This is a genomic window from Dorea sp. AF36-15AT (assembly GCF_003477705.1).
GTDB lineage: Bacteria > Bacillota > Clostridia > Lachnospirales > Lachnospiraceae > Claveliimonas > Claveliimonas ammoniilytica.
The window spans coordinates 195,305-216,228 of record NZ_QUDV01000003.1 but is presented as its reverse complement, the minus strand read 5'-3'; the positions used below and the strand labels follow the sequence as shown (position 1 = coordinate 216,228).

18 protein-coding genes and 1 pseudogene are annotated in these 20,924 nt (G+C 45.1%); 7 read left to right on the top strand and 12 right to left on the bottom strand.

The window, feature by feature from the left end; all coding sequences use genetic code 11:
* Positions 1-200: 200 nt before the first annotated feature.
* The 5 genes from malQ (at position 201) to DWZ93_RS06850 (ending at position 6,490) form a co-directional block, all read left to right on the top strand.
* A complete protein-coding gene (gene malQ, locus DWZ93_RS06870) occupies positions 201-1,709 on the top strand; it encodes a 4-alpha-glucanotransferase (protein ID WP_118452404.1) in 1,509 nt (502 codons plus the stop codon).
* An 11-nt stretch (positions 1,710-1,720) separates the two neighbouring features.
* Entirely contained in the window at positions 1,721-2,455 is a 735-nt protein-coding gene (locus tag DWZ93_RS06865) for a lysophospholipid acyltransferase family protein (RefSeq protein WP_118452403.1), read from the top strand.
* 125 nt (positions 2,456-2,580) lie between these two features.
* On the top strand, positions 2,581-4,032 hold the full coding sequence (locus DWZ93_RS06860; RefSeq protein WP_118452402.1) for a nicotinate phosphoribosyltransferase: 1,452 nt from the start codon (positions 2,581-2,583) through the stop codon (positions 4,030-4,032).
* Positions 4,033-4,053: 21 nt separating this feature from the next.
* On the top strand, positions 4,054-5,118 hold the full coding sequence (locus DWZ93_RS06855) for a D-alanine--D-alanine ligase family protein (protein WP_118382965.1): 1,065 nt from the start codon (positions 4,054-4,056) through the stop codon (positions 5,116-5,118).
* 10 nt (positions 5,119-5,128) lie between these two features.
* Entirely contained in the window at positions 5,129-6,490 is a 1,362-nt protein-coding gene (locus DWZ93_RS06850) for a UDP-N-acetylmuramoyl-tripeptide--D-alanyl-D-alanine ligase (protein ID WP_118452401.1), read from the top strand.
* 336 nt (positions 6,491-6,826) lie between these two features.
* Here DWZ93_RS06850 and DWZ93_RS06845 read toward each other — a convergent pair whose 3' ends face one another.
* The 6 genes and pseudogenes from DWZ93_RS06845 to DWZ93_RS06820 form a co-directional block, all read right to left on the bottom strand.
* Complete coding sequence (locus tag DWZ93_RS06845) at positions 6,827-8,146, bottom strand: MATE family efflux transporter (RefSeq protein WP_118452400.1); 1,320 nt, start codon at positions 8,144-8,146, stop codon at positions 6,827-6,829.
* 223 nt (positions 8,147-8,369) lie between these two features.
* Positions 8,370-8,561: pseudogene (locus DWZ93_RS06840) on the bottom strand (MATE family efflux transporter); the annotation flags it as partial.
* A gap of 161 nt (positions 8,562-8,722) precedes the next feature.
* Positions 8,723-11,221, bottom strand: coding sequence for a cation-translocating P-type ATPase (locus DWZ93_RS06835; protein ID WP_118452398.1), 2,499 nt, complete (start codon positions 11,219-11,221; stop codon positions 8,723-8,725).
* 124 nt (positions 11,222-11,345) lie between these two features.
* Positions 11,346-12,125: a ZIP family metal transporter gene (locus DWZ93_RS06830; protein ID WP_118452397.1), complete on the bottom strand. Its 780-nt coding sequence runs from the start codon at positions 12,123-12,125 to the stop codon at positions 11,346-11,348.
* A 56-nt stretch (positions 12,126-12,181) separates the two neighbouring features.
* Positions 12,182-13,141 carry a TIGR03943 family putative permease subunit gene (locus DWZ93_RS06825; RefSeq protein ID WP_243061170.1) on the bottom strand — a complete coding sequence of 320 codons (960 nt, stop codon included), beginning with the start codon at positions 13,139-13,141 and terminating at the stop codon, positions 12,182-12,184.
* A 10-nt stretch (positions 13,142-13,151) separates the two neighbouring features.
* Complete coding sequence (locus tag DWZ93_RS06820; protein WP_118452396.1) at positions 13,152-14,459, bottom strand: CobW family GTP-binding protein; 1,308 nt, start codon at positions 14,457-14,459, stop codon at positions 13,152-13,154.
* Positions 14,460-14,646: 187 nt separating this feature from the next.
* Here DWZ93_RS06820 and DWZ93_RS06815 point away from each other — a divergent pair, with 187 nt between their 5' ends.
* Entirely contained in the window at positions 14,647-15,489 is an 843-nt protein-coding gene (locus DWZ93_RS06815; RefSeq protein ID WP_118452395.1) for a putative manganese transporter, read from the top strand.
* Here DWZ93_RS06815 and DWZ93_RS06810 read toward each other — a convergent pair.
* The 3 genes from DWZ93_RS06810 to rpoN form a co-directional block, all read right to left on the bottom strand.
* The gene (locus DWZ93_RS06810) at positions 15,479-15,874 is read right to left on the bottom strand and encodes a DUF3783 domain-containing protein (protein WP_118452394.1); all 396 of its coding nucleotides are present in this window, start codon (positions 15,872-15,874) and stop codon (positions 15,479-15,481) included. The genes DWZ93_RS06815 and DWZ93_RS06810 overlap by 11 nt on opposite strands.
* Complete coding sequence (gene deoD / locus DWZ93_RS06805) at positions 15,865-16,572, bottom strand: purine-nucleoside phosphorylase (RefSeq protein WP_118452393.1); 708 nt, start codon at positions 16,570-16,572, stop codon at positions 15,865-15,867. The genes DWZ93_RS06810 and deoD overlap by 10 nt, the downstream gene beginning before the upstream one ends.
* Before the next feature lie 86 nt (positions 16,573-16,658).
* On the bottom strand, positions 16,659-18,005 hold the full coding sequence (rpoN, locus tag DWZ93_RS06800; RefSeq protein WP_158574292.1) for an RNA polymerase factor sigma-54: 1,347 nt from the start codon (positions 18,003-18,005) through the stop codon (positions 16,659-16,661).
* A 110-nt stretch (positions 18,006-18,115) separates the two neighbouring features.
* Here rpoN and DWZ93_RS06795 point away from each other — a divergent pair, with 110 nt between their 5' ends.
* Complete coding sequence (locus DWZ93_RS06795) at positions 18,116-18,316, top strand: hypothetical protein (RefSeq protein ID WP_118452391.1); 201 nt, start codon at positions 18,116-18,118, stop codon at positions 18,314-18,316.
* 67 nt (positions 18,317-18,383) lie between these two features.
* Here DWZ93_RS06795 and DWZ93_RS06790 read toward each other — a convergent pair whose 3' ends face one another.
* The 3 genes from DWZ93_RS06790 to dhaL are packed head-to-tail and all read right to left on the bottom strand — an operon-like array spanning position 18,384 to position 20,924.
* Positions 18,384-19,211, bottom strand: coding sequence for a Cof-type HAD-IIB family hydrolase (locus tag DWZ93_RS06790; RefSeq protein ID WP_118452390.1), 828 nt, complete (start codon positions 19,209-19,211; stop codon positions 18,384-18,386).
* A gap of 1 nt (position 19,212) precedes the next feature.
* Positions 19,213-20,250, bottom strand: coding sequence for an alcohol dehydrogenase catalytic domain-containing protein (locus DWZ93_RS06785; RefSeq protein WP_243061169.1), 1,038 nt, complete (start codon positions 20,248-20,250; stop codon positions 19,213-19,215).
* Between the two features lie 26 nt (positions 20,251-20,276).
* The gene (dhaL, locus tag DWZ93_RS06780) at positions 20,277-20,924 is read right to left on the bottom strand and encodes a dihydroxyacetone kinase subunit DhaL (RefSeq protein WP_118452388.1); all 648 of its coding nucleotides are present in this window, start codon (positions 20,922-20,924) and stop codon (positions 20,277-20,279) included.

Below are 20,924 nucleotides of genomic sequence, written 5' to 3'. Positions count from 1 at the left end.
GAATGCCTCCCAGCTGATATACATATCTACGCGGAATCACTAGGAAAAATGCGTAATTTATGATAAAATAATATGATACCAGAGTCCAAAAGTCTAAATCCACATGAGCTTGCTCATAAGTGGATGAAAAACCTTGGGACAATCTGCAGGCATCATCAGAATTTTATCATTCTATAACAAACTAAGGAGACAAGTAACACATGAATGGAACATCTTTGCCGCGTACATCCGGCATTCTATTACATCCCACTTCACTTCCTTCCCCATATGGGATCGGTGATCTGGGCCGCAGTGCTTATGAATTCATAGATTTTCTGGCACAGGCAGGTCAGCATCTCTGGCAGGTGCTTCCTCTGACACACACAGGATTCGGAGATTCCCCATATCAGAGTTTCTCCGCTTTTGCAGGACAGCCTCTGTTGATCAGTCCGGCTTATTTGCAGGAACTTCAACTGGTCAGCCAGGATGACCTGAATTCCTGTCCACAAGGCGATCCGACACAGGTAGATTACGGTGCAGTGATCCCTTGGAAAAATGGTCTTCTCCGCAAGGCCTTTCAGTCTTTTCAGGAGGGACGTGTTTCTCACCTGAACTGGGATTTTGAGAATTTCTGCCGGGAGCAGGATGCATGGCTCTCAGATTATTCGTTATTTATGGCCATGAAAGATTGTCACGAGGGACGCTGCTGGCTGGACTGGCCAGAGGACTGCCGGAGACCGGATCCAGACAAAAAGGCAGCCCTCCGAGCAGAACTTACGAATGAATCACGTTTCTATGCATTCGTTCAGTTCCTCTTCTTTCGTGAATGGATGGATCTGAAACGTTATGCTAATGAAAAGGGCGTACGTATCATCGGAGACATTCCGATCTTTGTATCCATGGACAGTGCCGATGTGTGGGGCAACCAGCATCTGTTCCAGCTAGACACCAAGGGGTTCCCAACTGCAGTTGCAGGAGTACCGCCGGACTATTTCTCTGCTACCGGCCAGCTCTGGGGCAATCCACTTTACGACTGGGATGCTCATGACTGCGAAGGCTACCAGTGGTGGATCTCTCGTGTAAAGAATCAATTACAGATCCTGGACATTCTCCGGATCGATCATTTCCGGGGATTTGAAGCATACTGGGCCGTCCCATATGGTGAGCCGACTGCAGTAAACGGTCAATGGCAGAAAGGTCCGGAAGGAAAATTATTCTCAGCTATCCAGAATGCACTGGGGGAGAATCTTCCGATCATCGCAGAGGATCTCGGTGTGATCACACCTGAAGTAGAAGCACTCCGTGACAGCTTCGCATTTCCGGGCATGAAAGTGCTGCAGTTTGCCTTTGAAGACACAGGAGAAAGCAGCTTCCTGCCACATCAGTTCACGACTCCGAACTGTGTCTGCTACACCGGAACTCACGATAATGACACCACACGCGGATGGTATGAGACGCTCCGCGATGACTGCAAGCACAAGCTCCGCCGTTACCTGCACGCAGTCGACACCGATACCATCAGCCTCCAGCTGATCCGTCTGTGTCTGTCAAGCACAGCTGCCTATGCGATCTTTCCATTGCAGGATGTACTGGACATCGGCAAAGAAGGACGCATGAACATGCCTGGCCGTGCTGCCGGTAACTGGAGCTGGCGTTTTCGTTCCGGCCTCCTCACCGAAGATCTGGCCAGAGAACTGCGCGATATGTCACAGCTCTACGGCAGATATTAAGGAGGGCAGTTATGATTCGATTTATATTTGTTGCATTATTTTTGTTTTTATATCTGATCCTGGGCATCCCGGTCTATCTGATCCTGCGTCTCATATGTAAGATCAACAAAAAAGCCGGGGACTATGCTTCCCTGCGATTGGTGCAGTGGGCATTCCGCGTAATCCTGAAGATCAGCGGCACCGAGATCACTGTGATCGGAGAGGAAAATGTACCTGACGAAGCGGTTCTCTTTGTAGGTAATCACAGAAGCTACTTTGACATTCTGCTGACCTATTCTCGCTGCAAACATCTGACCGGATACGTAGCAAAAAAAGAGATGTTAAAGTATCCTCTGCTCCGCGACTGGATGAAGGCACTCTACTGCCTGTTTCTGGATCGCGACAATGTACGTGAAGGGCTGAAGACGATTCTGCAGGCTATCGACTATGTCAAAGAAGGCATATCCATCTGCATTTTCCCAGAGGGAACCCGGAATACAGGCGAAGAATTAAGTCTGCTGCCATTCAAAGGCGGTGCGCTGAAGATTGCCGAGAAATCCGGCTGTGCCATTATTCCGCTTTCCCTGAATAATACCATCGAAATCTTTGAAGCACATCTCCCGCGGATCAAGAAGACACACGTAATCATTGAATACGGCACTCCAATCTATCCGAAAGATCTGGATCGTGAGACACGCAAGCATCTGGATACCTATGTGAGTGATATTATCCGGGAGACAATTCGCAAAAATGCCGCTCTGGTGTAAAGCAATCTTTTAATTTGCGATTCAGGATGATATAATAAGGTATTAAGATGTACAGTACGGAGCAATTCGTCGGCATCTGTTTAGATTTAAATGAAACAAAAAATATATAAAGGAGTTAAATCAAGATGAATCAAAGAGATTTAACCTTGCTGACTGATTTTTATGAATTAACCATGATGCAGGGCTATTATGAAAAGGGCCAGAATGAGATCGTTATTTTTGATGTATTTTATCGTCAGAATCCCTGCAATGGAGGTTACGCAATCTGCGCCGGACTGGAACAGGTCATTGAATACGTAAAAGGACTGAATTTCACATATGAGGATGTTGACTATCTCAGAAGCCTCGGCATCTTTGACGAGGAATTTCTGCACTACTTAAGTGGATTCCACTTCAGTGGTGACATCTATGCGATCCCGGAAGGAAGCGTCATTTTCCCAAAGGAACCACTACTTAAAGTTGTCGCTCCGATCATGGAAGCTCAGCTTGTAGAGACTGCGATCCTGAATATTATCAATCACCAGTCTCTAATCGCCACCAAGGCTTCCCGCGTTGTATTTGCAGCAGCCGGCGATGGAATTATGGAATTTGGGCTGCGCCGTGCCCAGGGACCGGATGCAGGTCTTTACGGTGCAAGAGCAGCTGTGATCGGCGGATGTGTAGGTACTTCCAATGTACTTGCAGGTAAGCTTTTTGATGTACCGGTACTCGGAACTCACGCACACAGCTGGATCATGAGCTTCCCGGATGAATACACTGCATTTAAGGCTTACGCTGATCTCTATCCGGATAACTGCACTCTGCTCGTTGATACATATGACACTCTGAAATCCGGTGTGCCGAACGCAATCCGCGTATTTCAGGAAATGCGTGACGCAGGTGTGAAGCTGACCCGCTACGGCATCCGTCTGGACAGCGGTGACTTGGCTTACCTGTCTAAAAAAGCACGTAAGATGCTGGATGAAGCCGGATTCGAAGATGCTACGATTGCAGCATCCAATGACCTGGATGAATATCTGCTTCATGACCTGAAGATCCAGGGCGCAGCAATCACTTCCTGGGGTGTAGGTACCAACCTGATCACCTCCAAGGATTGTCCTTCATTCGGAGGCGTATATAAACTTGCTGCTATCAAGACAGAGGATGGCGAATTCGTACCGAAGATTAAGCTGTCTGAGAATACAGAAAAGATTACCAATCCTGGTAACAAGACCATTTACCGAATCTATGATAAGGCAACCGGTAAGATCCGTGCTGATCTGATCTGCTTTGTAGGCGAAGCATTTAACCCGGATGAAGATCTTGTGATCTTCGATCCACTGGAGACATGGAAAAAAACCAAGCTCAAAGGCGGCTCTTACAGCATGCGAGAACTGATGGTGCCAGTCTTCCACAACGGCGAGTGCATTTACCAGTCACCATCTGTAAAAGAGATCGCAGCATACTGTACCCAGGAAAAAGCAACTCTGTGGGATGAGACCAAGCGTCTGTTCTATCCACACCGTGTATACGTAGACTTATCTGATAAGCTGTACGCAGTAAAGAAAGAGCTGCTGAATCAGCTTGGAAGAGAATAATTATAAGGGAGTATTAATATTATGAAGATTATTGTATTAGCAGGAGGCTACAGCAACGAACGCGACGTCTCCCTGAATTCCGGTGCCAGTGTCTGCAAGGCACTGCGTGAACGTGGACACCAGGCTTATCTGCTGGACGCATTCATGGGACTTGACTGGGATTCCGACAAATTAGAAGAAGTATTTAACCAGGAAGACGGCGGTCTTGGCATCGCTGCCGATATCCAGATCAAAGAGCCGGATCTGGATGCTCTGTGGGCATCCCGCCCGGGTGATTCTTTAAGTTATCTGGGACCAAATGTATTAGAGCTCTGCTCCATGGCAGATATTACATTTATGGCTCTGCATGGAAGTCTGGGAGAAAATGGCAAACTGCAGGCTGCCTTTGATATCCTCGGCATCCGTTACACCGGACCGAATTCTCTTGGATGTGCCCTGTCTATGGATAAGGGTGTTACCAAAGAAATCTTTCAGGCACAGGGCGTTCCAACACCAGCCGGTACACATCTGTTCCGCAAGGACAAAGACTGCACGCTGGATGAACTGGGATTCCATCTTCCGGTAGTTGTAAAACCTTGTTCCGGCGGATCCAGCATCGGCGTACACATCGTACATACAGATGCGGAATATCGTGATGCCATCGAAACATCATTTAAAAAAGAAGACGAAGTAGTCATCGAGCCATTTATCGACGGACGTGAGTACGCCTGCGGTATCGTAGACGGCAAAGCTCTTCCGTTGGTTGAGATCATTCCAAAGGACGGCGTATTTGACTACGTAAATAAATATCAGATTGGAGGAGCAAGCGAGATCTGTCCTGCACAGTCACTGAATGCTGAGCAGACTGCACAGATTCAGGCTGCCGGCGAAAAAGCATTCGAGGCACTGCGTCTGGATGTATATTCCCGTGCAGACTTTATCGTAGATAACCACACCGGAGAATTCTACTGTCTGGAAGTCAACTCTCTTCCTGGTATGACAGGCGCAAGTCTTCTCCCGAAAGCTGCAAAAGCTGCCGGATACGAATACGGAGAATTCTGCGAACTGATCATCCGCAAATCATTAGAAACCAGATACCAGAATTAGGAGCGAACACATGAAGAATCTTACTTTAAGAAACATCACCCGCGCCTGCCAGGGTACCTATCACGGTGACGAAAGTCTCTTAGACCGGGAAGTTGCCGGCGTTACCATTGACAGCCGCAAGGTAGAAAAGGACTTTCTCTTTGTAGCGATCAACGGAGAGCGTTTTAATGCACACCAATTCATCCCGGATACCATCGAGAAGGGCGCACTCTGCGTTGTATCCCACGAAGATCTGGGTGATACCGATTATCCTTACATACTGGTAGAGGCTACCGGACAGGCTCTGCTTGACATCGCCAAACTCTACCGTGACTCTTTCGACGTAAAGGTCGTAGGTATTACCGGAAGCGTCGGCAAGACCAGTACCAAGGAAATGATCGCATCCGTACTGGCTCAGAAATACAACGTTCACAAAACACAGGGAAACTTCAATAATGAATGTGGGCTTCCACTGACTATTTTCGAAATGAACGAAGAACATCAGGTATCCGTGCTGGAAATGGGTATCAATCACTTTGGAGAAATGCGCAAGCTTTCCACCGTTGCAAGTCCTGATATCTGCGTAATCACTAATATCGGCGTAGCACATCTGGAATTCCTGAAGACACGCGAAGGCATCATGCAGGAAAAGACACAGATGTTCCAGGATATGAAGCCGGGTGGTTCCGTTGTATTGAATGGAGACGATCCGCTCCTTTCCACTATCGGACCTGTAAAAGGTTCTGATCCGATCTTCTACGGACTGGATCAGGATAAGAACGCGGTATACGCTACAGATATAGAACCATTAGGACTGAAAGGAACTTCCTGCACCATTCATCTGCCGGAAGGAAGCTTCTCCTGCGTTGTACCAATTCCTGGTATCCATATGGTATCCAACGCACTGGCAGGATCCGCAGTCGGTTCCAAACTCGGACTTACTACCGAAGAGATTAAACGCGGCATCGAATCTCTGCCATCCATTCCGGGACGCAACCATATCATCCAGACTGATCGCCTGATCCTGCTGGATGACTGCTACAATGCCAACCCTGTATCCATGAAGGCCTCCCTGGATGTACTGAATATGGGTATCGGACGTAAGGTCGCTGTACTCGGCGATATGGGTGAGCTGGGACCGGATTATGCAGCACTTCATCGTTCTGTCGGTGAATATGCTGCAGAGATTGGTATTGATTTGGTATGTGCCATCGGTCCAATGTCAAAGGAGATTGCCGAAGGTGCTGCTTCAGATGGCACAAAGGCACTCTGGTTCGAGACAAAAGCAGACTTCCTTGCACAGACAAAAGATATTCTGAAAGATGGAGATAATGTGCTGATCAAGGCATCTCACGGAATGGAATTCCCGGAGATTGTAGAAGCATTGAGATGATTTTTAAATATGCCGATGAATATTTTCACAATGTCTGTATATACTTGATTTTAGCTTTCGCATATGTTATACTAGCGTCAGCTAAAGGATATCGTGCCACAGGTGCACAAAGCGAAAGCCCCAGAGACGTCACCTCTGAGGCTTTCTTTTTAGGCTAGTTGTCACTGTCATTTCCGTCTAACCATTTACAAATATAGTAGCTAACTATACCCGCCCCAACGGAAACCAAAAAGGATACCATGCTATTCACAAATGCACCCCCTTTCTGTTGCCAGATTGGGTGCGACAACATAGCTATTATATCACATTAACATAATTTTATCAATTATTATTCATTCATTTTAAATAAGTTCTTTTCATCTTCTTATATAATCCGCAAGCCACAACACATACCACCAACTCCGTCAGCGGAAATGTCATCCATACACCTGTAAGCCCTGCCACATTTGCCATGATAAATGCCAGCGGTACGATCACGATCAGCCCGCGAAGCAATGAGATCATCTGTGCCGGAGCCGCCTGATCTGTTGCCGCGAAGTATATCGCAAGCAGGATATTCGCTCCTACGAATGGACAGGCTGTAAAATAAATCTTAAGTCCTTCTACTGCTATTCTCTGCAGATCCATATCCCGACCGCTGTTAAAAATCATTGCAATCACATCTGCATTCCAGTAAATCCCCACGTAGATCACCATCGCAAGTATAACCGTAAGCATCATTGCCCAACCAAGGAATCTATGCACATTCTTTTCCTGGCTGCGCCCGTATTCACGGCTCAAAAGCGGCTGTACACCCTGTGCAATACCATTATAAATAGCAATTACGACAATGGATATATTAGCTACCACACCATATGCCGCCACGCCTACATTTCCCGCCAGACCAAGGATCAGCAGATTAAATACTGCAATTACCAGTCCGGATGACACTTCTGTTACCAGGGATGGCACACCGAGCCCTGCTGCCGATGCCACGAGTCTCACATCAGGTCGGACACGTATCAATCGGAACTGATTCTTCTTTTTCACAAAATGCTGCAACAATATTAATATACTGATGATCGGAGCAACTGCCGTTGCAAGTACTGCACCGAAGAGTCCCAGTCCCATCGGGAATACAAAGATATAGTCAAATACAATATTAAACAGACATCCACTCAGCATCGCAGTCATTGCCAGAGACGTGTTGCCGTCATTCCGGATCATAGCACCAAGCAGATTGTTAATCATAAACATTGGAGAAAATAATAAAATCACCTGCAGATACGTTCTTGTCATATCATATACTTCTGCATTGGCTCCCACAAGCGCCGTGATTGGATCTGCTGCCAGCAGACCGATCAACATAAAGATTACAGCCAGCACCGTCACCACACACAAACTGCTGGTAAACAGCACATCGCCACGTTTTTCATTTCCCGTGCCCTTCATAATGCCGTATTTTGTTCCGCTTCCGATACCCAGCATAAAGCCACAGCCGTTCATCACGCTGAATACCGGTATTGCCAGATTCAGCGCCGTCAGGCCATCTGCCCCAACACCTTTCGATATAAAATACGTATCAGCCAGAATATAGCAGGATACACCAAGCTGACTGAGCACGCTCTGTGACACGTATTTTCCAAATTCCTGCAAAGTATTCTCTTTTCCTGCCATGCCTCATCCCCCTGTATTCAGCTAAGTAAAGCGGACATTCGCAATCCGCTTCGCTACTTGCTCATGAACGCAGTCGCTTCGCGATCTGTCAGTGGGAGCTTTCAACTCCCACTGACATAAGCATCCCCCCTCACCCGCCGCTTAGTACTCCGCGCCTTGAAGCGGGGGAATGCTTATCTGCGTTCATTTTCACTGATTTGTGGTAAATTCTCCATGCAATCAATGCCGTGATCGTCTCGCTATTCGTCGTAAAGAATCCAATCAGCTGACCAGATGCCAGCAGACAGAGTATCGTACCAAGAATCATAATACTTCCTGTCATATAGAGTGTCAATCGATAAATCTTCTTTACACGCTCTTTCTCGCCCGCTCCGTAATTATAACCGATTACAGGGCGCATTCCCTGAATGATTCCATAAAAGTATCGTTCATCATATCCTCCCTCATAACTTTTAATATCTCGTCACAATACAAAAAACGCCATACAACCACTATCATAGTGATCGTATGGCGAAAAATGGTTACACCAGAAAAATCCATACAGGTTTTAGCTTCCCTAACATAACAGAATCTGTCTTATCTGTCAAGTTCCTCCCCTTCCAGCTTATGGATCAGTTCCTCTTTGGAAATATCACCGCGTATCCTTTTAACCAGAAGCCTTACGTCTTCTACCAGAATACCCAGGTAACGGAAGAAGGATTCTGCTGCAAACGAGAACATGACAAACAGCAAAATACAAATTGTGGACATACCACTCATAGCAAACAGCTGATTCAGGAATACTCCACAGAAAATCATCCCCACAATACATCCGATGAATACCGCCAGGCGGACACTGTTCATCGGCTGACAGATCTTATACAGGATCATGAATCCAACAATCGCCAGAAGCATCGTAGCTGCCGTTGCGATATCCTCTGACGGGAGTCCGAATACATGTCCGCATACAACCAGTGCTCCCACTGCAAACACATCCGTAAGTCCCGCCGGAAGTGCTTTCAGAAGGACATTGGTCATAAAATGTCCCTTGATACGAGTCTTATTTGGTTCCAACGCCAGGAAGAATCCCGGAATACCAATCGTAAACATGCTGATCAGAGATACCTGCGACGGTTCCAGTGGATAGCTGATCATAAATACCGCAGACAGGATTGACAGCAGTAACGAGAATATATTCTTAACCAGGAACAAACTCGCTGACCGCTGGATATTATTAACTACACGTCGTCCTTCTAATACTACGGAAGGCATACAGGAGAAATCCGACTCCAACAGCACTACCTGCGCAGCCTGGGTAGCTGCCTCGCTTCCGGATGCCATCGCGATACTACAATCCGCATCCTTTAGCGCAAGCACGTCATTGACACCATCACCGGTCATGGCAACCGTGTTGCCTGCTTTCTGCAGTGCATGTACAAACTGTCTCTTCTGATTCGGCGTTACACGGCCGAATACGGTGTATTTCTCCATAGCTCTTGCCACCTGTTCATCCGTCTTCAGAGTAGACGCATCTACATAGTGCTCAGCTCCGGCAATCCCCGCCTGAGCTGCGACCTCAGATACGGTCATCGGATTATCACCGGAAATGACCTTGATCTGCACATCCTGCTCCGCAAAATATTCAAACGTCTCTTTTGCCTTGTCACGGATTGGATTGGCAAGCGTGACATATCCTAACGGCACTACTTTTTCAGTCAGTTTCTTACCGTCAATCTCACCTTCATATTTACCAAATACCAGCACACGATATCCTTTTTTCGCATACTGTTCTATCTCTGCTTCATAGAGAATGTAGTCATCCCGAAGCACCATCTCCGGAGCACCGAGTACATAGGCCCCATCCTCAAATGTAACACTGCTATACTTCACCGCTGAAGAGAATGAAGTCATGCTCACTGCTTTCTTCCCTGTATTCTCTGTGAAGAAAGCTTTTAACGCTTCCATAGTGATATTATCAGCCGTCATCGCTGCCGCAAAATCACCAATCATCTGATCCAGAGGTGGGTACTTCTCCTTTTCCTTCCCGCTGGAATAATCTAACGTCTCGACTGCTTCATGGACCGCCATGGTGTTCTCGGTAATCGTTCCCGTCTTATCCACACACAGCACATTGACTCTGGCAAGTGTTTCGATGCTCTTCATATCGTGAAGCAGTACCTGCTGCTTGGCAAGACGCATGGCACTGACCGCCAATGCAACAGTTGCCAGCAGATACAGTCCCTCCGGGATCATACCGATCACTGCCGCTACCATCGAAGTCACACTGCTCTGGAACGGATCGTGGTTAAAGAAAAAGCTCTGCACTACCAGAATAATACCAATCGGAATGATCGCAATACCGACCCATTTGACCAGCTTATCCAGTGCACGGATCATCTCTGACTGCTCGCCCTCGCCCATCTTCTTCGCTTCCAGTGTCAGCTTGGAAATATAGGAATCCTCTCCAACCTTGTCAAGTCTGGCATGACACTTGCCGGATATTACAAAGCTTCCAGACATGAGCTGATCTCCTCTGCGCTTCGTGATCTCATCTGATTCACCGGTCAGCAGTGATTCATTCACCTGCACCTCTCCGGCAGACACGATTGCATCTGCACAGATCTGATTGCCTGCACTGAAAATCACGATATCATCCAGCACCAGATCCTCCGAAGCCACCTGCTGCACCTTACCGTCTCGCACTACCTTGGCATGAGGCGCATTCAACATACTCATCTTATCCAATATGTTCTTCGCCCGAATCTCCTGATAAATACCGATTAACGTATTACCAATAATAACCGGCAGAAATGTCAGGTTACGAAATGATCCTACAATGATCAGCAACACCGCCAGCACGAAAAAGATCAGGTTGAAGTAAGTAAATGTATTCTCCCTGACAATATCTTTGGTCGTCTTAGACGGAGCCTCCACAGACAGATTCCGCCACCCCTGCAGCCGATGCTCCATAACCTGATTCGTCGTCAGTCCTTCATGATAATCCGGATCATACCTCTCCGGCGTAATCCGTTCTCTGCGTCTCGGCTGCTCCTCCGCAGTTCGTCTTTTTACTGGTTTCTTACCTTTATGTGCCATAATTATCTATCTTCACTTCCTGTACTTTATCCGACGTTATTTCTCAACATCTTTTTCCATTATACGCCAATTTTCTTTCATGTCTATGAAGAAAGTATGAAACTTTCCTTAATGAATTGTTCAATCATCCTAACGCTACGTCAAGTACCATCATAACCACAAAGCCAAGTGCAAATCCCACCGTTCCTATATTGCTGTGTTCTCCTTCGCTTGTCTCCGGTATCAGTTCCTCCACAACTACGTAGATCATGGCACCTGCTGCAAATGCAAGCAGATAGGGAAGTACCTGTATCAACACATCTTTCAATAATATCGTAATTCCAGCTGCAATCGGTTCTACGATCCCTGATCCCGCTCCGTACAGAAATGCTTTGCCTTTGTTCATGTTCTCTTCACTTCGAAGCGGCATGGATACGATGGCTCCCTCCGGAAAATTCTGGATCGCAATTCCGACTGCCAATGCAAATGCTCCCGCCAGCGTGATATCTGTATGCTCAGCCGCGATTCCTGCAAATACAACTCCCACAGCCATTCCTTCCGGGATATTATGGATTGTCACAGCCATGACCATCTTCATGCTCCGGCTCCAGTTCTTCTTTACGCCTTCCGCTTCTTCCTGTCCGAGGTGCTGATGTGGCACATAACTGTCCATCAGCAGAAGTGTAAGTATTCCAACCATAAATCCGAGTGCCGCCGGGATAAAGCGAAGCTTACCCATGGGCTCAGACATTTCCATAGCAGGAATTAAAAGTGACCACACAGAGGCGGCCACCATAATGCCGGACGCGAAACCCAGAAGTGCTTTCTGGACTCCCGCCCGAATATCATTTTTTAATAAGAACACACATGCAGCACCCAGTGCTGTACCGGCAAACGGTATCATAATACCTAAAAATATATTCATATACTCTCCTGTATTCTCATCTTACATTGTCATCTTATGCCAGATAACAATATCGGTTAATTAAAATATACCAGCTCGTCTTCCGGCTCCTGAATCGGTTCCAAGGATTCCAGTGTGATCACCGGTCCTCTGCCACGGTAAGCACGCTTAAATTCAAAGCCTACTTTACCTCTGGCTCTTACCCAGGTATTGGCTTTCATATCTTCGATTGCCATATGCTTGCAGATAAAGCCAAGGAATGTAATATCATCTGCGCAGCAGGTCATAGCACTTCTTCCAAGTACAAATTCACCCTTCGGAAATCCTTTGGCCTTTCTTGCTCTTCCCTGAATCTCCACAACCTTGCCTTTATACTTTTCCGGGTTGTCCATCATATCTACATACCAGATACCGTAATCCATATCCTCAATCTTAATAACCGGTGCATCCAGATCATAAGGCATCTGATCGCTGAAGATATCTTCAATCTCGCCTTCTGCACCCTCAAAGATAATCTGTGCTCCCTGATTCACTACTTTTACACTTCTGCGGTAACCGGCTAACGGCATATCCTCCGTACAACGGTTAAACAGTACCATATCTGCATTACGCACCATTTCTACAAAAAGCGACTTCATATTGGCAATATACACATCAAATGTACTTGCATCTACGGTTGTGATCTCCTGGATCAGCCCCCAGCCATCCGGCACATCCAGCGCCTCCATCTTGCTGACCGGATACATACCATTGCATTCAAAGATCACACGCTCCGGATGGTACTTATCTTCTACTTCCTGAAGAAATTCCTTTGTCAGTTCTTCCGGATCTTCTACGGTAACAATCTTCGCTTTTGCACGTGCAAGAAGGTCTTCTTCATATTCCTCTTCGCCTTCCTCACACAGAATAATAACCGTCGTTCCGTCTATTTTAAAATACTGTTTATCAATCGTCTGTTTCAGGAAAGAAGTCTTACCACTCTCCAAAAATCCAGTCATCAGATAAACTACTACTCTTGCGTCATCTACCATCTGCATAATCAGTCACCTATACCTCAAATAATTCTGCCAGTGCGTCCTCTTTCAGTTCAGAACCGATTACACAGATGCGTCCTGTGAATTCAGGCTCTCCTGTTCTGACTTCCTGCTCACCCGGAACCATGTCAAAGTAAATCCATTGTCCGTCATCACCTGCAACCATACCTTTTGCTCTCAATACTACACCATAAGTATCGGCTGCATCCAGTGCTGCAAGTTTCACTTTTAATTCTTCTTTATTGAATTTCTTCACAGTCTCTTTGCCCCAGCTTGAGAATACATCGTCTGCATGATGATGTCCATGGTGGTGATGATCATGTTCATGGTCATGGCAGCCACAGGTACAGTTTTCATCATGTTCATGGTGGTGCTCATGGTCATGATGATGTTCGTGTTCATCGTGATCATGGTGGTGCTCATGGTCGTGATGATGTTCGTGTTCATCGTGATCATGGTGGTGCTCATGGTCGTGATGATGTTCGTGTTCATCGTGATCATGGTGGTGCTCATGGTCGTGATGATGTTCGTGTTCATCGTGATCATGGTGGTGCTCATGGTCGTGATGATGTTCGTGTTCTTCATGGTCATGATGGTGTTCGTGCTCGTCGTGGTCATGATCATGGCAGCCACAGGTGCAGTCCTCGCCATGCTCGTGATGATGTTCATGCTCATGGTCATGCTGATGGCGCAGTTCCTCTTCTAACATCTGCTTTTCCAGAGAATCCACATGTTCCATCGTCTCCAGAATCTTAGCACCATCCAACTGTTCGATCGGAGTTGTGATAATTGCCGCATTTGCATTCATCTCACGAAGCATCTTAACAGCCTCTTCAGCCTTGCCTTCCTTAGCCACATCCGTACGGCTCAGGATAATAGCTCCTGCTGTTTCTACCTGATTGCTGTAGAACTCACCGAAGTTCTTCAGATACAGTTTGCACTTATTCACATCTACAACTGTTGTGTAGCTGTTCAATACGATATCTACACTGTCTTTTACATTCTCTACTGCTTTGATCACATCAGACAGCTTGCCAACTCCGGATGGCTCGATCAGAATACGATCCGGATGGTATGTCTCAATTACTTCCTTTAAAGAAGTACCGAAATCACCTACCAATGAACAGCAGATACATCCGGAATTCATCTCTCGGATCTCTACTCCGGCTTCCTTCAGAAACCCTCCATCAATACCGATCTCACCGAATTCGTTCTCGATCAGTACTACCTGCTCGTTCTGAAATGCTTCTTTCAAAAGCTTTTTAATCAACGTAGTCTTGCCGGCTCCAAGAAAGCCGCTGATAATATCTATCTTTGTCATCTTAATACACTCTCCTTTTTTAGTCCTAAACTTTGTTTTAGCACAAATATCACAAAAAGTAAAGCCGCCATCCGTATTCTTTCCTATTATAGAGAAATCGTATCATTCATTTGACATTTCCTCTGAAACTTGGTAGTATAAAAAAGATATTCCTAAACCAGTTTAATAATAAGAAAGAAGGTTACTTATGAATATATTTCTGGATGTTCTCCAGGATACCGTATCAGACAGCCTGCATATGCTGCCTTTTTTATTTGCGGCATTTCTGCTGATCGAGACTCTGGAACATTACTCAACAACATTTATCAATCAGACACTGATAAAGATTAATAAAGCGGGTCCGTTAGTCGGTGCTATCCTTGGCTGTATCCCACAGTGCGGATTCTCCGTTATGTCTGCGAATCTGTATTCCAGCGGTGTCGTATCCCTGGGTACGATGCTTGCTGTCTTTCTGGCGACTTCCGATGAAGCGATCCTGCTTCTGCTCGGTCACCCGGAAAGCGCAGAAAGTATCTGGACACTGTTGACAGCTAAACTGCTCATTGCTGTAATTGCCGGTTATATCACAGATTTATTTCTGGCGAAGCGAATCTCCACACCAAAGCACTTCGGTGATCTCTGCGACCACTGTGGCTGCCATGAACATCACGGCATTGTACTTCCGGCATTCAAGCATACACTGAAGCTTTTTGCATACATTTTTGTATTCTCAGGCTTATTGAATCTGATCATTGCTTATGCAGATCTGCATACACTTTCAACCATTCTGTTAAGCGGGAGCCTGTTGCAGCCATTTCTGGCCGCACTGATCGGATTTATTCCAAACTGTGCAGCATCCGTAGTACTGACAGAATTATACCTTAGTGGAACACTGTCTTTTGCTTCTGTCGTTGCTGGTCTCTGCACCAATGCAGGTGTCGGACTCGTTGTCCTGTTCGAAGTCGATAAAAATCGTAAAGAAGACCTTAAAATCGTAGGTCTCCTTTACTTCTTTGCAGTAGCAGCCGGACTGATCCTCTCTATTTTTTAAGAGGCTGTCCGGTCATCTGCTCATGTTCACTTTTAATCTCATGATATAATCTTACAGAATCCCATTCCTGATTCACCGGTGTCAGCACCGCTTTTAACGGTATATGCACTCTTTCTTTGCGCAGATAATTAAGCAGCAGATCCATCTGCCTGCCAAGCTGGCACATCACCAGCATCTCATCGTCAAAACTTTCCAGAACTTCCTGTTTACAATCGCCATCCGGTACTTCCAACGATGCCTCAAAAAGAGTACGGATTGCTCTTCCGTAGTCTTCTTTAGCAACCATCTTTACTCTTATCCCATGCATTCCGCAAAATGCCTGGATCTTATTCTTTCTCTTTCTATCCGTAAAATTATAAATCAATATCGTAGGTTTTACTGACATACCGCTGTCTCCAATGCAATCTCCATCATCTGTCTGAATCCATTCTGTCGTTCTTCGGCGCTGAGCGATTCTCCATTTACGATCGAATCCGATACGGTAAATATTCCCAGTGCTTTCACCCCAGCCCGTGCTGCCTCACAGTATAATGCATAGCTCTCCATCTCTATGCCAAGCACGCCAAGCTCTGCCCAACGTTTCCATTCCGGAGTCTCTGTATAAAACAGATCTGAAGACAATACATTGCCCACATGACTGACTGCATGCAATCGGTCAGCAGCTTCTTTTGCTGTACTTAAAAGACTGAAATCCGCGATCGCACTGAATGTGCCCGGCAGCTGATACTGATGTGCATAATTACTGTCTGTGCAGGATGCCTGCGCCATAATAATATCTCCCAACAGAATATCTCCCCGTATTGCTCCACAGGAACCAATCCGAATCAGATTCTTCACTCCATATACGTGGATCAACTCATGACTGTATATTCCCATTGAAGGCATTCCCATGCCCGTCCCCATAACAGAAATGCGCTTTCCTTTATATGTTCCGGTATATCCAAACATATTCCGTACTGAATTAAACTGAACCAAGTCTTCCAGATAGGTTTCTGCAATGAACTTCGCCCGGAGCGGATCTCCCGGAAGCAGAATTGTCTCCGCAATATCGCCTGGATTTGCTGTATTATGTGGTGTAGCCATAATTATACCTCCCTGTGTTCAAATTAACTATAGTATACCACAGAGGGATTAATCCAGTCCTGCTCTTTTCGATAGTTTTATCCCCACTAATCTTCTTTTCGCTCACTCGTCCCCAGAATACCCAATTCCGACCGGTATTTGGCAACCGTTCTTCTGGATATCTGAAATCCTTTTTCCACCAGCATATTTGCAATTTTCTGATCACTGAGCGGCTTCTTTTTATTTTCCTGCTCAATGATTTTCCTTAAATTTTCTTTGACATCATCGGGCGTGTCCTCCCCCTCTCCAATTGTTTTGGAGAAAAAATAACTTAGCGGAAACAGACCATAATCACACTGTACATATTTGTTCTTTATCGCCCGGCTCACCGTAGACACATGCATATCTACTTTAGGCGCAATATCAGCCAGACGCATTGGAACCACCCGGCCACTGCCAAATCGGAAGAATAATTCCTGCCATTCCACGATTGCACTGGCAACCTGCTGAAGTGTACTGTTTCTCTGATCCACGCATTTAACCGCCCATTTCACCTGTTCCACTTTATTTTTAATATAGCTGATGGTTTCTTTCGATATCTTTTCCGTTTCGAGTATCTTCAGATAATAAGGATTGATCGTCATTCTCGCAGATGCAGATTCATTCACCATAATTTCCGGCTTGTCATCATGCCAGACCACAAATACATCCGGATGTACATATTGCAGATTTTCCATTTCCGCAAATCCATTTGCCGGCTTAGGATTCAGGCTGTATATGATATCGGCTGCAGACTGTACTTCCTCTACCGTACATCCAAGCATATTTGCGATAGAGCTGAAACGCCGTTTGGCAAACAACTCGATACATTCTTTAATAATCCGTATAGCAATTGTCTCTTCAGGACACATTCTAATGATTTGTATAATCAGACACTCTTCTATATTTCTTGCCGCTATTCCTGCCGGTTCACATGCCTGCAATATCTCTATATATTCTTTCAGTTCATCTGTTGTCAGCTTTAATTCTCCGGCTAAATCGCTCAAGTCAACATCAAGATATCCCTTGCGGTTTAATGATTTAACCAGATAGTAAAATACATCTTTTTTATACTTTCCTTTACACAATGGTACCAGTTGCATCATAAGATAATCTTCCAGCGTATCTTCTGTTATCAGATACGGTGCTTCGTCTTTCTCATCCTGCTGATCCTCGCCCGCATATGTTCCTGCGATCTGATAATTATGTTCTCTTTCCCACTGCCATTGTTCTTTTAGTTCTTTTTGCCGGCTCAGATAATCTTCATCCAAATCAACCATCGGATTATTTTCAATAATCTCTTTCAAAAAATCTTCTGTTTCCTCCATGCTCATTTCTAATACATGAACTGATTGGAGCATTTTTTTGGATAAATTCTGTTTCTGTTGTAAGCCATGTTGCATCTCCAGTTCCATATCACACCTCATATTTTTTCATATCTCTTCCAAACTAATCATAGTAATTTCAAATAGTTTATGATATAATACTTTACAGTAAAACATATAGACAGAAAGGAGTAACTCTTATGAGCAATAAAAACTCTAAATTACTTATTGTTATGTGGTTTCTCTTGATTCTGATCTTTCTCGCAAGGAAGTTCCACCTCGCATCATTTGCCGCCTTGTTTTCGATTGCATTCTTCATTACTTTACTTCTTGCGATCAACAACCGCAACAAAACTTCCATGGATCAGGACAACAAGAAGTCTGACAAAGATCATAAATAAAATGTAGAAAAGAGATTTACAGTCACGCTCTGCAAATCTCTTTTCCGGAAAGTATGTGTTAACAAGTTTAGGATTGTAATAGATACTTTTCAATTGCTTCTGCAATACCATCCTCTGTATTCTTTTTAGCAATATGTTTAGCGCTTTCTAAAGCTGCTTGCTCTCCATTCTCCATAGCATATGATTCTCCTGCGTATTTTAACATACTCACATCATTTTCGCTATCACCAAAAGCCATTACTTCGAATGATTCAACTCCTAATAAGGTACACAGTCCTTTTAGCGCTTCGCCCTTTGTTGCCAATCGATTATTGATTTCCATATTGTCATAACACTCAATGTATTGAATTGCCAGTTCATCGCGGATCGGCTGCAACTGCTCCATGATCTCATCAAACATAACTCTTGGCATTCCATCCACATTAAACTTTTCTACTGTTTTCCCTGATACTTCCTTGTACAAATCATTGCAATGACGATTATACTCGTTTCTCATCTGTAAAAACTGTTGTGGCATTTTTTCAAATCTTTCTACTGTCCAGTTATGATCAACCCACGCTCTGCCTTCACAATACACTTCTAACGCAATCGGATATTTAAGCACTACACTTAATATCTTCTCAGCGATATCCGGCGATATTTCCCGACTTACAATTCGTTCATGGCTGTGCCTGTCCCATACTGCACTTCCATTTGCAGATATGGCATATTTCACATATCCTAATTCTTTCGCCACTGGTTCGATCAGTGCCATTGGGCGTCCGCTCGCCAGTACAATTTCAATTCCCTGCTCTGCGCATCTACGCAGAGCAAGTTTATTACGTTCAGATATGTATATATGACTGCTGTCAACTAGTGTACCATCAACATCTAACGCGATTAATTTAATATTCATCCTAGTCCTCTGGATATACAATTGCGTTCTTGATTACTGCACCTGAAGCATGCTCCAGAATTGCTTTCTCAATATCCTCAATCTGATATTCATTCTGTACAAAATCATCAGCAGAAATTGCATTCATCTTCAGCATCTCAAATGCTGCATTAACATGAACTGGTGTTGTATGGAATACACCCTTAATCGTAATCTGTTCATAGTGAAGTTTTGTTGTATCAACCGGTACTGTAAGGCCTTTCTTTGTTCCGCCGAAGCAAAGTACGAATCCACCAGGTCTTGCCATATTCATTGCGATTGACCAAACTTCCGGAATACCAGCAGCTTCGATTGCCGCATCTACGCCTCTTCCATCTTCTGTCAGATCTTTAACTGCCTGTGCCTGATCTTCCACATCTTTGATATTGATAACTTCCTGTGCTCCCAGTTTTTTAGCCAGGTTCAGACGCACATCAGAAAGGTCACATGCGATTACTCTTGCTCCTCTGAGGTAGCACATACGGATAAACATCAATCCGATCGGTCCACATCCGTTAACACAAACTGTATCTCCCAGTTCGATCGGCACGTTTGCTGTTCCATACAGTGCACATGACAATGGCTCAAGAAGTGCTGCCTGTTTGTAGCTCATTGAATCAGGCATATGGAACATGTTCTGTTCAACGATCGGCTTCGGAATCAGCTGATACTGCGCATATGCACCATTCTTAAACTGATTCTGGATCAGATCTGGACACATAGACTGAAGACCTTTCTTACAGTAGTAACATTTTCCACAAGGAGCACTATTATGTGCAACTACTCTGTCACCTTTTTTAAATTTTGTTACTCCTTCACCAACTGCCTCTACGATACCTGATGCTTCATGTCCCATTGAGAATGGTGGCTCATAGCGGTATCCTCTTTTATATGTTTTTACGTCAGTTCCACAAGTCAGTGTTACTTTGTTCTTAACAACAACTTCGCCCGGTCCCGGTACTGGTACTGGTGCCTCTTCAACACGAATGTCCTCTGGTGCATAAAAACTTACTTTTTTCATGATTTTTCTCCTTTTCTGTGATGCTTTTATAATGCTTTATTAATAACGTAATCACTCAGGCATTCCAGCTGAATGCACATAGTCACTGCTCCCGGATCAAGTTCTCCAACCCCCTTATTGGTCTGATAACTTGCACGTCCCTTTACAGCTTCCATCTCTTTTGTATGATCTCTTCCCTGCTGAGCACCCAACTTTAACGCTTCCATTACGCCCTTTTCATCCTCGCCTTCATCAACTGCTTTCTTATAGCTTTCCAATCCTTCGTATAAGCTGTCGATCATTGTCTTCCAACCCGGCTGTGCTTTGCCGCGATCCATGATCGCATCAAGTTCTGCCTTCAGCATCGTATACAAGCTTTCAATATCCAACACATCTACATCCTTCAATGCTTTCGATGCAGCAATATAGCCGCTTCCATACAGCACTCCTGAAGATCCGCCGATTCCGGACATTAAAGTCATTCCAATCTTACGCAACATCGATGATAATTCCATTGTCTTCAATTCCTCTTTGATAGACATCACTTTTTGGAATCCTGAATTAAGATTAACCCAATGATCGCCGTCACCAGTCTTTGCATCCAATGCAGTTACGTAGTCACCGCTTTTTTCGATTTCTACCGCAGTTATCTCAAGATATTCCACGTAATCTGCAGCAGTCAGTTTAAATGCCAT

Bases quoted from the DNA above. Each gene is read 5' to 3' on its own strand.
- DWZ93_RS06865 (WP_118452403.1), top strand. From the start codon at position 1,721: ATGATTCGATTTATATTTGTTGCATTATTTTTGTTTTTATATCTGATC.
- DWZ93_RS06855 (WP_118382965.1), top strand. From the start codon at position 4,054: ATGAAGATTATTGTATTAGCAGGAGGCTACAGCAACGAACGCGACGTC.
- DWZ93_RS06790 (WP_118452390.1), bottom strand. From the start codon at position 19,211: ATGAATATTAAATTAATCGCGTTAGATGTTGATGGTACACTAGTTGAC.
- DWZ93_RS06830 (WP_118452397.1), bottom strand. From the start codon at position 12,125: ATGAATATATTTTTAGGTATTATGATACCGTTTGCCGGTACAGCACTG.
- DWZ93_RS06850 (WP_118452401.1), top strand. From the start codon at position 5,129: ATGAAGAATCTTACTTTAAGAAACATCACCCGCGCCTGCCAGGGTACC.
- DWZ93_RS06795 (WP_118452391.1), top strand. From the start codon at position 18,116: ATGAGCAATAAAAACTCTAAATTACTTATTGTTATGTGGTTTCTCTTG.
- rpoN (WP_158574292.1), bottom strand. From the start codon at position 18,005: ATGGAACTGGAGATGCAACATGGCTTACAACAGAAACAGAATTTATCC.
- DWZ93_RS06835 (WP_118452398.1), bottom strand. From the start codon at position 11,221: ATGGCACATAAAGGTAAGAAACCAGTAAAAAGACGAACTGCGGAGGAG.
- DWZ93_RS06820 (WP_118452396.1), bottom strand. From the start codon at position 14,459: ATGACAAAGATAGATATTATCAGCGGCTTTCTTGGAGCCGGCAAGACT.
- dhaL (WP_118452388.1), bottom strand. From the start codon at position 20,924: ATGGCATTTAAACTGACTGCTGCAGATTACGTGGAATATCTTGAGATA.
- DWZ93_RS06825 (WP_243061170.1), bottom strand. From the start codon at position 13,141: ATGCAGATGGTAGATGACGCAAGAGTAGTAGTTTATCTGATGACTGGA.
- malQ (WP_118452404.1), top strand. From the start codon at position 201: ATGAATGGAACATCTTTGCCGCGTACATCCGGCATTCTATTACATCCC.
- DWZ93_RS06785 (WP_243061169.1), bottom strand. From the start codon at position 20,250: ATGAAAAAAGTAAGTTTTTATGCACCAGAGGACATTCGTGTTGAAGAG.
- DWZ93_RS06845 (WP_118452400.1), bottom strand. From the start codon at position 8,146: ATGGCAGGAAAAGAGAATACTTTGCAGGAATTTGGAAAATACGTGTCA.
- DWZ93_RS06860 (WP_118452402.1), top strand. From the start codon at position 2,581: ATGAATCAAAGAGATTTAACCTTGCTGACTGATTTTTATGAATTAACC.
- deoD (WP_118452393.1), bottom strand. From the start codon at position 16,572: ATGGCTACACCACATAATACAGCAAATCCAGGCGATATTGCGGAGACA.
- DWZ93_RS06815 (WP_118452395.1), top strand. From the start codon at position 14,647: ATGAATATATTTCTGGATGTTCTCCAGGATACCGTATCAGACAGCCTG.
- DWZ93_RS06810 (WP_118452394.1), bottom strand. From the start codon at position 15,874: ATGTCAGTAAAACCTACGATATTGATTTATAATTTTACGGATAGAAAG.